Source organism: Flavobacterium okayamense (assembly GCF_019702945.1).
Taxonomy (GTDB): Bacteria; Bacteroidota; Bacteroidia; order Flavobacteriales; family Flavobacteriaceae; genus Flavobacterium; species Flavobacterium okayamense.
This window is the reverse complement of record NZ_AP024749.1, coordinates 2061850-2074902: the sequence shown is the minus strand read 5'-3', so window position 1 is coordinate 2074902 and position 13053 is coordinate 2061850. Positions and strand designations below refer to the sequence as shown.

Below are 13053 nucleotides of genomic sequence, written 5' to 3'. Positions count from 1 at the left end.
TTAAAAAAAGCTGGTAATTCTTACCAGCTTTTTTTATCCCAACCACCCTTCTCTATCTAAACTTCTGTATTGAATGGCTTCAGCAATGTGATGTGATTGTATATTTTCTGAATATTCTAAATCGGCAATAGTTCGAGAAACTTTTAAAATTCTATCATACGCTCTTGCTGATAAATTTAATCGTTCCATAGCTGTTTTGAGCAATTGTAACGAAACTTCATCTAACACACAATATTCACGAATTAACTTGCTACTCATTTGTGCATTATAATGTATATGATTAAATTCTACAAAGCGTTTTGCTTGAATTAATCGTGCATTTGTAACACGCTCTCTAATCGATTTGCTACTTTCTGCTTTTCTGGTATCCGATAATTTTTCAAACGGAACAGGCGTTACTTCAATATGAATGTCAATTCGGTCTAATAATGGTCCTGAAATTTTACTCAGATAACGTTGCATTTCCATTGGCGAACTTGTAACTGGAGTATTTGGATCATTAAAATAACCACCCGGACTTGGATTCATACTCGCAACCAACATAAACGAAGATGGATATGTAATGGTAAACTTTGCTCTTGAAATCGTCACTTCCCTATCTTCAAGCGGTTGACGCATTACTTCTAAAACTTCTCTTTTAAATTCGGGTAATTCATCTAAGAACAATACACCATTATGGGCTAAGGAAATTTCTCCAGGTTGAGGATAACTTCCTCCTCCAACAAGTGAAACAGAACTTGCTGAATGATGCGGTGAACGAAATGGTCTTTGTGTTAATAATCCTGATTCTTTTACTTTTCCTGCAACCGAATGAATTTTAGTGGTTTCTAAGGCTTCTTGCATGGTCATTGGTGGCAAAATACTTGGTAAACGCTTTGCTAACATAGTTTTACCAGCACCAGGTGGACCAATTAAAATAATGTTATGTCCACCAGCAGCAGCAATTTCCATACATCTTTTAATAGATTCTTGACCTTTTACATCAGAAAAATCAAACTCTGGAAAATCAAGTGTTTTAGAAAACTCAATATCCGAATCAATTGTAGTAGGTTCTAAATTTCCTTTTCCATTAAAAAAATCAATTACTTCAACTACATTTTCAATTCCATAAACATCAATTCCTTCAACAATCGCTGCTTCTTTAACATTTTGGATAGGTAACAAAATTCCTTTAAAACCTTCTTCTTTGGCTTTAATAGCAATAGATAAAGCTCCTTTTATAGGTTGTAAACTTCCGTCTAAAGAAAGTTCACCCATAATTATATAATTTCCTATTTCATCAGCTTTAATTTGAGAAGATGCTGCGAGAATTCCAACAGCAATGGTTAAATCATACGCAGAACCTTCTTTACGTAAATCGGCAGGTGCCATATTTATCGTGATTTTTTTCCCCGGAAAATGATATTGATTGTTTTTGAGTGCAGCAGCTATTCGATAACTACTTTCTTTTATCGCAGAATCGGGTAAACCTACCAAGTGGTAGCCTATTCCTTTATCGATATTTACTTCTACAGTAATGGTTGTGGCATCAACACCGAAAACGGCGCTTCCAAAGACTTTTACTAACATGGCGTATACTTTTAATTAAATGGCTTATAATGTTACAAATATAGAAAAGTTTTTTATTCCGTAATGAAATTCGTAAATTTGCAACAGTTATTTGATTTCTTTGTCCTATCTGGACAAATAAAAGACTTCGTCTTTACTATCATTCGATAAATTCAGTGTTTACTGAATGCCTTTTGGAAAATCCAATTTGGTTTTTATGAATTAATTCGCACAAAAGTGTGAACAAATCTATTTTTATGAATTTTACAATTGTAAATGCTTCTATAGGAAAATCTGAAGTATTTCCGCAACAAACAATCATCGATTTTTTATTTACACATCTTGAACAATATGGTGATACTAAAGAAGATATTTCTAAATGTATCGATTATGTGATGAATCCAAATAAAGGAGGAAATATAATTATAGCAACAGATGAAAATAAAATTGTTGGTATCACTATTTTAAACAATACGGGAATGCAAGATTATATTCCCGAAAACATACTCGTTTACATTGCTGTAGATAATTCTCAAAGAGGAAAAGGTTATGGTAAAAAATTAATGCAAAAGGCAATTGAAATTACAACTGGCAATATTGCTTTACATGTAGAGCCCGATAATCCTGCCAAAATATTATATGAAAAACTTGGCTTTACAAACAAGTATTTAGAAATGCGTTTAACAAAATAAAATGGCTTTTTTAAAATTATACAAGAATAAACTTAGAGAAAACTACATTTTTTTAGATACTATTTTTAAAGAACGAAACATTGAATGGGGAGTTGTTACCAAACTCTTATGTGGAAATATTTTATACATAAAAGAGCTTGTTGACTTAGGCGTTACTGAAATGTATGATTCTAGAATTAGTAATCTAAAAAAGATAAAAAAAATAGATTCAAACATAACAACAGCTTATATAAAACCACCTTCAAAAGAAAATATTGAGAAAGTTGTTAAGTATGCTGATGTAAGTTTCAATACTGAAATTTTCACCATAAAAATGCTTTCTGAAGAAGCTAAAAAGCAGAATAAAATTCATAAAATAATCATCATGATTGAAATGGGTGATTTACGTGAAGGAGTTTTAGGAGAAGAGTTATTGAGTTTTTACGAACAAATTTTCAGTTTGTCTAATCTAGAAATTATAGGAATTGGTACCAACTTAAATTGTTTGAGTGGTGTGATGCCAACGCAAGATAAATTGATTCAGTTGAGTTTATACGAACAGTTAATTGAAGCTAAATTTAATGTCAAAATTCCTTGGGTTTCCGGTGGAACTTCTGTGGCTATCCCCCTACTTTTAAAAAATGCAAGACCAATGGCAGTCAATCATTTTAGAATTGGTGAAGCTTTATTTTTTGGTAAAGATTTATTTACGGGCGAAACTATAGAAGGAATGCATAATGATGTTTTCAAATTGTATGCTCAAATTATTGAAATTACTGAAAAACCAGATAATCCCATTGGAGAACTTGGTGAAAACGTCGCTGGAAACACTTATGAGATAAATGAAAAAACCGATTTGAGTCAGACTTCATTAAGAGCCATATTAGATATCGGATTACTCGATATGCAACCACAATACCTAGAACCTGATAATAAAAATATTACGATTGTAGACGCTAGTTCAGATATGATGGTAATTGATATTACTAATAGTGAAAAGAACTATAAAATTGGTGATTTAATTTCGTTTAAATTACAATATATGGGAGCTTTATATCTTCTAAATTCTGATTATATTGAAAAAGTAATTGAATAGTAAGTTTTACAATTTGTAAATTTTATTTGTCTATATGTAAAATATACTTTACATTTGAAATGTATTTTTAAATCATTTCTTATGAAAACACATTTTCTATTTCCTAATCAATTTAAAATAGTTGGCTGGATATTATTTGTACCTAGTTTAATTATTTCAATTTTAGCAACAATACTTGAATGGAATATTGATGAATATTTTAACATTAAAGTATTTGCTATTTACAACGATGAATTTTTTCAAAAAAACTCTAGCAAATTCTTTCAAATTATTGAAAACAGTATATCAGATGAACTCTTGACTTTTGCTTTAATTATTGGTGGAATTTTAATTGGATTTTCTAAGTTAAAAAGTGAAGATGAAATGATTGGCAAGATTAGGTATGAAAGTTTAGTTTGGGCAACCTATTTTAATTATACAATGCTTCTTTTGTTTACGGCTTTTATGTATGGTATTTCTTTCTTAAACGTATTGTTTTATAATACTTTTACCTTACTCTTGTTCTTCATCATTAGGTTTCATTACATGATTTATAAATTGAATAAACAAAATAGTGATGAAGAATAATCTTAAAGTCTTGCGCGCTATTAAGAATATTTCGCAAGAAGAATTAGCCAAACAAATAGATGTAAGTAGACAAACAATTAATGCTATGGAGAAAGGTAAATACGTGCCATCTACTCTATTAGCGTTAAAATTAGCACGCTATTTTGAAAAGCCTGTTGAAGAAATTTTTGAACTTGACGAAAATGAATAAAAAAATCCCAATCTTTCGATTGGGATTTTTATTATTTTTTAAAATTAGAAATACCTTCTTCTAACCATTTTTTATATTCTTCTACATCTGGTGTGTAACCAACTGGACTTGAAATATCTTTTCCTTCTGAATCTAAAACAATATAAAAAGGTTGTGCATTATTTTTATATCGTGTAATCTGGTAATCACTCCATTTATTTCCTATCGTTTTGATTTCTTTTCCTGTTTCTGGAGAAGTATATTTATCTTTTTCATCAAGTTCTCGTTTATCATCAACATAAAGTGAAATTAAAACCACTTCATTCTTTAAGATAGATAAAACTTCAGGTTGTGACCATACATGTTCTTCCATCTTTCTACAATTCACACAAGCGTGCCCTGTAAAATCTAATAAAATAGGTTTTCCCACTTGTTTGGCATAAGCAACTCCTTCTTCATAATCGTGAAATGCTATAATCTTATGTGGTCCAAAATGTGCATGTTTTGGTAAACCTTCTGCTACTTCTCCTCCACCTTGAGAATTTCCAAGTCCATAAGGACTTTCACTATACGTCATTGGTGGCGGAAATCCAGAAATTAATTTTAAAGGTGCTCCCCATAAACCTGGGATAAGGTAAACTGTAAAAATCGATACTAATAAAGCTAAAAATAATCTACCAACAGAAATATGTGTTACAGGACTATCGTGTGGAAGTGTTAACTTTCCGAATAAATAAACTGCCCATGTCCCAAAAATAACAATCCAAATTGTTAAGAAAACTTCTCTTTCTAACCAATGTGCTTGTAAAACTAAATCTGCATTTGATAAAAATTTAAACGCTAAAGCCAATTCTAAAAATCCTAAAGAAACTTTTACTGTATTTAACCAACCTCCCGATTTAGGTAACGAATTCATCCATGCAGGAAATAACGCAAAAAGCATAAAAGGTAATGCTATAGCTAATGAAAAACCAAACATTCCTACTATTGGTGCAATTCCTCCTTTGGAAGCAGCCTCTACTAATAAAGTACCAACAATTGGTCCAGTACATGAAAATGAAACTATAGCTAATGCCATAGCCATAAAAAAGATTCCTATTATTCCAGATTTACTTGATTTTTTATCAACAATATTTGCAAGAGAATTTGGTAAAACAATCTCAAATGCTCCTAAAAATGATGATGCGAAAAATATTAATATAATAAAAAATATTACGTTAAATATAACACTTGTTGACAATGCGTTTAATGCATCAGCTCCAAAAATACCAGTTACTAATAATCCTAAAAAAACATAAATTACGATAATTGAAATTCCGTAAAATAATGCATTAAAAATTCCTTTTTGTCTTGAGCCACTATGCTTTGTAAAAAAACTAACCGTCATGGGTATCATAGGAAAAACACATGGAGTTAATAATGCTGCAAAACCTCCAAGAAAAGCAAAAATAAAAATAGACCATAAACTACGTTTTTCTTCTTCTTTTTCAACTTCTTTAGTAGTTGTAATGTTATCTTCACTTACTTTTACTTCTTCTTTATTGTTTTCATCAGAAATTGTTTGTTTTGTAGTATCAATAGTAACCGTTTCAATTACTAAATCAGAAGTAGTTTCTACTATAACATTTTCAACTTTAGTGTTGCTTTCAGCTGTTTTAATTTCTGGAAGTTTAAAAGTAAAAGTCTTATCTAATTGTATACATTGTTCTTTACAAGCTTGATATTCAACATAAACTTTAATTTCCTTTAATGTAGAGTTTGTTACTTTAACTTTTTGCTTGAAAGTAGCTTTGTTTTCAAAAATATATTCATCTACTTCAAAAATGTCGTTGTAAACTTTCTCGTATTTACTTTCAGTAGTTTTGCCAACTAATTCAAAATTTCCTTTTGCATTTTTATATTCAAAAACACTTGGTAACGAACCTCCATCTGGTGTAAATTGAGAAAACATATGCCAATGTGGCTCAATCGCAGCTTCCATAACTAATTCAAATTCGTTATTGGAAAGTTGTTTCGTTGAAGTTTTCCATGAAACAGGATCTAATATTTGTGCGTTAACAAATAACGAGATTGTTAATGAGGCAAAAAGGAATATTTTTTTCATTCTTCTAATTCTATTTTTATAATATTTTGTGTTGTTTCGTTTGCTAAAAATCTTTGGTCTGCTCTTTTTCCAATTACCCAAACAATTTCATTATTTGAATATAAAATCCACTGATTTTCTTTATCGAAAAGCGACAACTTCTCATCTTTATAAAACTTACTCAGTTTCTTTTTTCCGAGCATTCCACTAGGATAAAAATATTCTCCTTCATCCCATTTTTTAATGATTAAAGGAAAAGACAGCTTATCTTCATCTACAAAAATAACATCCTTAGTTGGATTAAAAATGTTATCTACTTTACTTTTTGTAATTTTTAAGGGAACTTTAAGAGATTTTTCATCTTTTGTGAAATAATAAACTTCAGAAGTAGTTCCATTTTTATGAAGAATAAGAGTTTTTCTGTCCTTTAAAAGAATATAATCATCAGAAAAAATTTGCTTACCTGAACTTGATTTTACCAATTCAAAGATATCGTTCCAAGCCGAAAAACCATATGGTTTCAACCAATGATACAAATACGTTTGCCAGTTTTGAAGTTGTAATAGCTTTTCTAAATAAATAACTTTCCTATCTGAAAATTCTTCTACAATTTCTTCAAATTTATTATTAACTTCAGTTTCTATAAAATTCTGACTTTCATTTAAAAATTCCTGCGTTTTTTGAAAGTTTGCTAAAAATGTTGGATGTAATTCTTTTAGAATTGGAACAATTTGGTGACGGATTTTATTTCGTAAATATTTTTCCGAAGCATTGCTACTATCTTCTTTCCAAGATAATTTATTTTCTTCAGCATAAGCTAAAATCTCGTCACGAGAAAATGGCAACAATGGACGAATAATATAATCGTTTTGTATTGGAATTCCTGTCAACCCTTCTAAACCTGTTCCTCGACTTAAATTGATAATAAAAGTTTCTAAATTATCATCGGCGTGATGCGCTGTAAGTAAAAATTGGAAATTATTTTTTCCTAATTTCTGTTTAAACCAATTGTAACGCAACTTTCTTGCTGCTAATTGTGTAGAAAGTTTATGTTCTTCAGCATATTCGTTAGTATCAAAATAACGAAGGATATAATGAATTTGATTTGCTTTACAAAAATCTCTCAAAAACTGAGTTTCAGCTTCGCTTTCTTCTCCTCTTAATTGAAAATTACAATGTAGAATTGAAAAGTTATAACTCAACTTTCTAAATAAATCAACCAAAACCATACTATCAATTCCACCACTAACCGCAATGAAAAATTTATTCTCTTTTAAGAAAGGAAATTGGGTTTGAATATGATTTTGGAATTGTTGAAGCATGTTTTTTCAAAGTTAAAAGAAAAAAGGGATAAGGGATTAGTCTATTCAAGTAATTTATTAACTAATGAATTAAGCATCTTTTCAATTTCAATTGATAAATCAGAAGCTTCTTGAATTTGTTCTCTTTTAATAAAGCTTAAATTTACAGCAATTTCAATTTGTGTTTGGCATTCATATTGTGAACCTCTTGCTATTTGTAAAAACTTAGCATAATCTTTTTTATAATTACGCCCGTAACCTTCTGCAATATTTGAAGGAACTGAAACTGAACTTCTTTTAATTTGTGATACTAATCCAAATTTTTCAGATTCAGGAAATACTTCAGAAATTTTATAAACTAAAGTAACCCAATTCATAGATTTTTGCCAAACTATTAAATCTCTATAACTTTTCATATATAATATCCTTTTTACTTATCCCTTATCCCTTTTCCCTGATTTACTCTCCAATACCTCAAACATGGCTTTCGCTTTAACCAAACATTCTTCATATTCATTTTCAGGAATTGATTTATAAGTAATGGCACTACCAACAGAAAAAGATACATATTGATTTTCTGCATTGTATAAAATACTGCGAATGACCACATTGAAGTCGAAATCACCATTTGGCGTAAAATAACCTACAGCTCCACTATACAAACCTCTTTTAGTTTCTTCAAGTTCTTCAATGATTTTCATAGCTGAAATCTTTGGAGCACCTGTCATACTTCCCATTGGAAAAGTGGAACGAATAACCTCAATTGGTGAAATAGAATTTTCAACATTTGATGTAATAGTAGAAATCATTTGATGAACTTGTTTAAATGTATATACCTTACAAAGTTCTTCTACAATAACACTTCCTTTTGAAGCAGTGTGCGATAAATCATTTCGAACCAAATCAACAATCATAATATTTTCAGAACGTTCTTTATCGTTTTGTTCTAATTCTCTTTTGAATTGCTCATCTTGTTCTATGTCAAAACTTCGCCTTGATGTTCCTTTTATAGGTTGTGAAACAACTTTATTTCCTTCCTTTCTTAAATAACGTTCTGGTGAAGCTGACAATAAATATTGATTATTATTTTTAAAATAAACTGCAAATGGCGGTTCAGAAATAGCGTTTAGTTTTTGGTAAACTTCTAAAGGATTAATATGTGCCTCATCTGCATAAAATTCCATACAAAAATTGGCTTCATAAATATCACCTCTATGAATGTAATCCAACATCTTTTGGACTTTCTCTAAATACTTTTCTTTAGAAACTGTTTGTTGAATATTTAATGTAAACTTTTGACTTTTGACTTTTGACTTTTGACTTACTATTTCATTAAAATCATCTTCAATTTCATCATCTACAAAGTGTAAATATTGAATTTCTAATTCATTTCCTTTTAATAAAAACAACTTTTTAGGTTGAAAAAAAAACAAATCTGGAAAATGTAAACCATCAAAATTATTTGATTGCAATTTTTCTATGTCGTTCTTTAAATCATAGGACAAATAGCCAAACAACCAATCTTTAGTAACCGATTGATATTGGTATAAATCTTCAAAAGCATTATGATAATCAGTTTGAATGGAAGTAAAAGCTTCTACTGCAACTACAAGGTCGTAACTTGAATATTGTTGTTCATATTCATTTGAATCTAAAACTACTACTTCTCTAAATTGGTTAGACCAATGAAGCAATTTTGTTTTAAAATCGTTAGGATTTTGTATGTATTTTACAACTGATGTTCTCAAATTATTTTTTTCTTATCTGATAAAAAGCTAAAACCATTAAAATTATACCAAAAAATATTCTCAAAGGCCCTGTTGTTACAATTGTTTGAAGTCTCCAATTTAATCCCACAGTGACTTTATCATTAATTAAATCTACAATACCAATAAAGATTAAAGTAAAAGCGAAAATTAAAAATATAATAGTCGATAAAAGCTTTTCAAAAATCATGTTTGGGTTTTCACCATCATAATATTGTGAGAAACCTTCATCGAATAGATTACTTCTTAATTCTTTAAAATCATTCTTTAAAAGGAATTTAAGAACTTGTTTTTTCAAAACAACATTACGATAATACTTTCCTAAGAGATAAGCTCTTTTTTCTTTATCATCTTCATTTTTAGCCGTATAAAACAATTCTAGAATAGCTATATCTTCATTCTCAATTAGCTTTTTTTCGATTCTTTTAAACGTATTATTTATTTTTTGTTCCATAAAAAAACCTAATAGAAAACTATTAGGTTTCAAATATAATTAAATAAAATCTTAAACGTGTAATGCTCTATTATCAGTAGCTGCTAAAGCTGCTTCTTTAATAGCTTCTGCAAATGTTGGATGCGCGTGTGACATTCTTGAAATATCTTCTGCACTAGCTCTAAATTCCATAGCTGTAACTGCTTCAGCAATTAAATCAGCACAACGAGCACCAATCATGTGAACTCCTAAAACCTCATCCGTTTTTGCATCCGCTAAGATTTTTACGAATCCGTCGATATCTCCTCCTGCTCTTGCTCTACCTAAAGCTTTGAAAGGGAAGCTTCCCGATTTGAATTGAACACCATCAGCTTTTAATTGCTCTTCTGTTTTACCAACAGCAGCAACTTCTGGCCAAGTATATACAACTCCTGGAATTAAATTATAATCGATATGTGGTTTTTGTCCCGCTAAATATTCAGCAACTAAAACTCCTTCTTCTTCAGCCTTATGAGCTAACATTGCTCCGCGAATTACATCTCCAATAGCATAAATATTTGAAGCTGTAGTTTGTAAATGATCGTTTACTACAACTTGACCTCTTTCGTTTACTTGAACACCTGCTTTTTCAACATTCAATCCATCTGTATAAGGACGACGTCCAACAGCAACTAAACAATAATCTCCTTCTAATACTAATTCTTTACCTTTAGCATCATCAGCTTTTACGGTAACTGCATTTCCTTTTCTAGTAACTTCTTTTACCTTGTGAGAAGTATAGAATTTCATTCCTTGTTTCTTCAATACTTTAGTCAATTCTTTTGATAAAGCACCATCCATTCCAGGAATAATTCTATCCATATATTCTACAACAGAAACCTGAGCGCCCAAACGTAAGTATACCTGACCTAACTCAATTCCTATAACTCCACCACCTATAATTACCAAATGCTTAGGAACTTCTGGCAATTTTAAAGCTTCAGTTGAAGTGATTACTCTTTCTTTGTCAATTGAAATAAAAGGTAATGATGATGGTTTAGAACCAGTCGCAATAATGGTATGTTTAGATTCAATTACTTCTGAGGAACCATCTTTTTTTGTGATTTTAATTGAAGTAGCACTTTCAAATGAACCAACACCTTCAAAAACTTCAATTTTATTTTTATCCATTAAAAATTTAACACCACCACAAGTTTGATCTACAACTGCTTGTTTTCTGTCAATCATTTTTTGAAGATTCACTTTAACTTCACCAGAAACTTCAATTCCATGATCTGCGAAGTGCTGTAATTCTTCATAATGATGTGAAGAAGCTAACATTGCTTTTGAAGGAATACATCCTACATTTAAACATGTACCTCCAAGAGTTGAATATTTTTCAATGATTGCAGTTTTAAAACCTAATTGTGCACAACGAATTGCTGAAACATATCCGCCAGGTCCAGAACCAATAATGGTTACATCAAATTGACTCATTTTTTATATTTTTTTGTGTAGTTATTGTAAAATCGAATACAAAAGTACAGTTTTTTAAAGAATTAATTACCAGTAATATTGGTAAATTATTATACACTTAATTTAAAGGCAGTTGTATGTTTCACTTCCCCTATCATAAATGTGCTATGGGTACTCCCTATATCTTTAATTGTTGTTAGTTTAGTTACCATAAACTCTCGATATTCTTCCATATCTTTAACGAATATTTTTAAAATATAATCATAATCACCACTTACATGATAACATTCTAATACTTCGTCTAATTTTAAAATTTCCTTTTCAAAATGTTTGATTAGGTTAATGTTGTGTTGAGCTAATTTCACATGACAAAATACAACGAAATTTTTTTCTATCTTTGATTTATCAATTAAAGCAACATATTTATTGATAATTCCTTCACGTTCAAGCTTTTTAATTCGTTCATAAACAGCTGTTACCGAAAGATTTAACTTATCAGAAAGTTCTTTTGTTGTCTTTTTTGTGTCTAATTGAAGTAATTCAAGTAGTTTTCTATCAATTATATCTAATTTCATTTTGAAATAATTTTTAATTACACTTCAAAATTACAAAATAAAAAGAATTAAATTCTATATAAATTATATTTTTTAGTTGTAAAATCTATATTTAAACAATTTAGTTGAAAATTTAATTACAATTTTAGATTTTTGCTTTACAATCAACTAAACAATATTATTATGAGTCAGTTTAATCCTGCAGACAAAATTCAAGATTTACAATATTTTGGGGAATTTGGAGGTGTAAACCCATCTATTTCTGATAGTTCAACATATACATTCCTTTCAGCTAAAACAATGTTTGATACATTTGAAGGAAATGCGGAAGGATGTTATTTATATTCTCGTCATTCATCACCAAGTAATTTATATTTAGATAAAGCGCTTGCGGCAATGGAAGGAACAGAATCGGCAAACGTTGCTGCTTCTGGAATGGGAGCTATCACTCCTGCGCTATTACAATTATGTGGAAATGGCGATCATATTGTTTCTAGTAGAACTATTTATGGTGGAACATACGCGTTCTTAAAAAACTTTGCTCCAAGAATGGGCGTGAATACTACATTTGTTGACATTACTAAATTAGATGTTGTTGAAGCAGCGATTACTCCGAACACTAAAGTTTTATATTGCGAAACGGTAAGTAATCCACTTTTAGAAGTGGCAAACCTTTCTGAACTATCTAAAATTGCTAAAAAACACAATATTAAATTAGTTGTAGATAATACGTTTTCACCTTTATCGGTTTCACCAATTAAATTAGGTGCTGACATTGTCATTCACTCTTTAACGAAGTATATTAATGGTAGTAGTGATACTGTTGGTGGTGTAGTTTGTGCATCTCAAGAATTTATTAACGATTTAAAAAATGTAAATTCTGGTGCAAGTATGTTATTAGGTCCAACAATGGATAGTATGCGTTCGGCATCTGTAATGAAAAACTTAAGAACTTTACATTTACGTGTAAAACAACACAGTTACAATGCAATGTATCTTTCTAAAAAATTCGAACAAGACGGACTTAAAGTTGTTTATCCAGGTTTAGAAAGTCATCCAAGCCACGAAGTTTACAAAAACATGATTAATCCAGAATATGGTTTTGGTGGAATGATGACAATTGATGTGGGTACTTTAGATAAAGCAAATGCTTTAATGGAATTAATGCAAGAACGTAACTTAGGCTATTTAGCAGTAAGCTTAGGATTCTATAAAACATTATTTAGTGCACCTGGAACTTCAACTTCATCTGAAATTCCATTAGAAGAACAAGCTGAAATGGGATTAACTGATGGATTAATTCGTTTCTCAATAGGTTTAGATAATGATATTAAAAGAACCTACCAAATGATGAAAGAATGCATGAAAGAAATGAATGTATTATAATTCTTTATTTAAATAGTTTTGAAG

13 protein-coding genes are annotated in these 13053 nt (G+C 29.9%); 5 read left to right on the top strand and 8 right to left on the bottom strand.

Features of this window, described 5'->3' with window-relative positions:
• Positions 1 to 33: 33 nt before the first annotated feature.
• Positions 34 to 1569 (bottom strand): YifB family Mg chelatase-like AAA ATPase, encoded by a 1536-nt coding sequence (locus KK2020170_RS09655; RefSeq protein ID WP_221258131.1) that lies wholly within the window; start codon positions 1567 to 1569, stop codon positions 34 to 36.
• A 236-nt stretch (positions 1570 to 1805) separates the two neighbouring features.
• Between KK2020170_RS09655 and KK2020170_RS09650 the strand changes: the two genes are divergently transcribed.
• The 4 genes from KK2020170_RS09650 (at position 1806) to KK2020170_RS09635 (ending at position 4072) form a co-directional block, all read left to right on the top strand.
• Positions 1806 to 2240 carry a GNAT family N-acetyltransferase gene (locus tag KK2020170_RS09650; RefSeq protein ID WP_221258130.1) on the top strand — a complete coding sequence of 145 codons (435 nt, stop codon included), beginning with the start codon at positions 1806 to 1808 and terminating at the stop codon, positions 2238 to 2240.
• A gap of 1 nt (position 2241) precedes the next feature.
• Positions 2242 to 3315 (top strand): alanine/ornithine racemase family PLP-dependent enzyme, encoded by a 1074-nt coding sequence (locus tag KK2020170_RS09645; protein ID WP_221258129.1) that lies wholly within the window; start codon positions 2242 to 2244, stop codon positions 3313 to 3315.
• 81 nt (positions 3316 to 3396) lie between these two features.
• Positions 3397 to 3882, top strand: coding sequence for a hypothetical protein (locus KK2020170_RS09640; protein WP_221258128.1), 486 nt, complete (start codon positions 3397 to 3399; stop codon positions 3880 to 3882).
• Positions 3872 to 4072 (top strand): helix-turn-helix transcriptional regulator, encoded by a 201-nt coding sequence (locus tag KK2020170_RS09635; protein WP_305070122.1) that lies wholly within the window; start codon positions 3872 to 3874, stop codon positions 4070 to 4072. The genes KK2020170_RS09640 and KK2020170_RS09635 overlap by 11 nt, the downstream gene beginning before the upstream one ends.
• Positions 4073 to 4103: 31 nt before the next feature.
• Here KK2020170_RS09635 and KK2020170_RS09630 read toward each other — a convergent pair whose 3' ends face one another.
• From KK2020170_RS09630 to KK2020170_RS09600, 7 genes are all read right to left on the bottom strand, one after another.
• Positions 4104 to 6155, bottom strand: a complete 2052-nt coding sequence (locus tag KK2020170_RS09630) for a protein-disulfide reductase DsbD family protein (RefSeq protein ID WP_221258126.1) — start codon at positions 6153 to 6155, stop codon at positions 4104 to 4106.
• On the bottom strand, positions 6152 to 7456 hold the full coding sequence (tilS, locus tag KK2020170_RS09625) for a tRNA lysidine(34) synthetase TilS (RefSeq protein WP_221258125.1): 1305 nt from the start codon (positions 7454 to 7456) through the stop codon (positions 6152 to 6154). The genes KK2020170_RS09630 and tilS overlap by 4 nt, the downstream gene beginning before the upstream one ends.
• A gap of 41 nt (positions 7457 to 7497) precedes the next feature.
• Positions 7498 to 7851 carry a four helix bundle protein gene (locus KK2020170_RS09620; protein ID WP_221258124.1) on the bottom strand — a complete coding sequence of 118 codons (354 nt, stop codon included), beginning with the start codon at positions 7849 to 7851 and terminating at the stop codon, positions 7498 to 7500.
• An 18-nt stretch (positions 7852 to 7869) separates the two neighbouring features.
• Positions 7870 to 9183, bottom strand: coding sequence for an aminodeoxychorismate synthase component I (pabB, locus tag KK2020170_RS09615; RefSeq protein ID WP_221258123.1), 1314 nt, complete (start codon positions 9181 to 9183; stop codon positions 7870 to 7872).
• Position 9184: 1 nt separating this feature from the next.
• A complete protein-coding gene (locus KK2020170_RS09610; RefSeq protein WP_221258122.1) occupies positions 9185 to 9655 on the bottom strand; it encodes a hypothetical protein in 471 nt (156 codons plus the stop codon).
• 51 nt (positions 9656 to 9706) lie between these two features.
• The gene (gene lpdA, locus KK2020170_RS09605; RefSeq protein WP_221258121.1) at positions 9707 to 11110 is read right to left on the bottom strand and encodes a dihydrolipoyl dehydrogenase; all 1404 of its coding nucleotides are present in this window, start codon (positions 11108 to 11110) and stop codon (positions 9707 to 9709) included.
• Between the two features lie 89 nt (positions 11111 to 11199).
• Positions 11200 to 11664 (bottom strand): Lrp/AsnC family transcriptional regulator, encoded by a 465-nt coding sequence (locus tag KK2020170_RS09600; RefSeq protein ID WP_221258120.1) that lies wholly within the window; start codon positions 11662 to 11664, stop codon positions 11200 to 11202.
• A 162-nt stretch (positions 11665 to 11826) separates the two neighbouring features.
• On the opposite strand from KK2020170_RS09600, the gene KK2020170_RS09595 reads away from it, so the two are divergent.
• Positions 11827 to 13029 (top strand): aminotransferase class I/II-fold pyridoxal phosphate-dependent enzyme, encoded by a 1203-nt coding sequence (locus KK2020170_RS09595; protein WP_221258119.1) that lies wholly within the window; start codon positions 11827 to 11829, stop codon positions 13027 to 13029.
• Positions 13030 to 13053: the final 24 nt, after the last annotated feature.

Coding starts and splice junctions, on each gene's coding strand:
- tilS (WP_221258125.1), bottom strand. CDS start 7,456: ATGCTTCAACAATTCCAAAATCATATTCAAACCCAATTTCCTTTCTTA.
- KK2020170_RS09655 (WP_221258131.1), bottom strand. CDS start 1,569: ATGTTAGTAAAAGTCTTTGGAAGCGCCGTTTTCGGTGTTGATGCCACA.
- KK2020170_RS09635 (WP_305070122.1), top strand. CDS start 3,872: ATGAAGAATAATCTTAAAGTCTTGCGCGCTATTAAGAATATTTCGCAA.
- KK2020170_RS09650 (WP_221258130.1), top strand. CDS start 1,806: ATGAATTTTACAATTGTAAATGCTTCTATAGGAAAATCTGAAGTATTT.
- KK2020170_RS09640 (WP_221258128.1), top strand. CDS start 3,397: ATGAAAACACATTTTCTATTTCCTAATCAATTTAAAATAGTTGGCTGG.
- KK2020170_RS09645 (WP_221258129.1), top strand. CDS start 2,242: ATGGCTTTTTTAAAATTATACAAGAATAAACTTAGAGAAAACTACATT.
- KK2020170_RS09595 (WP_221258119.1), top strand. CDS start 11,827: ATGAGTCAGTTTAATCCTGCAGACAAAATTCAAGATTTACAATATTTT.
- lpdA (WP_221258121.1), bottom strand. CDS start 11,110: ATGAGTCAATTTGATGTAACCATTATTGGTTCTGGACCTGGCGGATAT.
- KK2020170_RS09600 (WP_221258120.1), bottom strand. CDS start 11,664: ATGAAATTAGATATAATTGATAGAAAACTACTTGAATTACTTCAATTA.
- KK2020170_RS09610 (WP_221258122.1), bottom strand. CDS start 9,655: ATGGAACAAAAAATAAATAATACGTTTAAAAGAATCGAAAAAAAGCTA.
- KK2020170_RS09620 (WP_221258124.1), bottom strand. CDS start 7,851: ATGAAAAGTTATAGAGATTTAATAGTTTGGCAAAAATCTATGAATTGG.
- KK2020170_RS09630 (WP_221258126.1), bottom strand. CDS start 6,155: ATGAAAAAAATATTCCTTTTTGCCTCATTAACAATCTCGTTATTTGTT.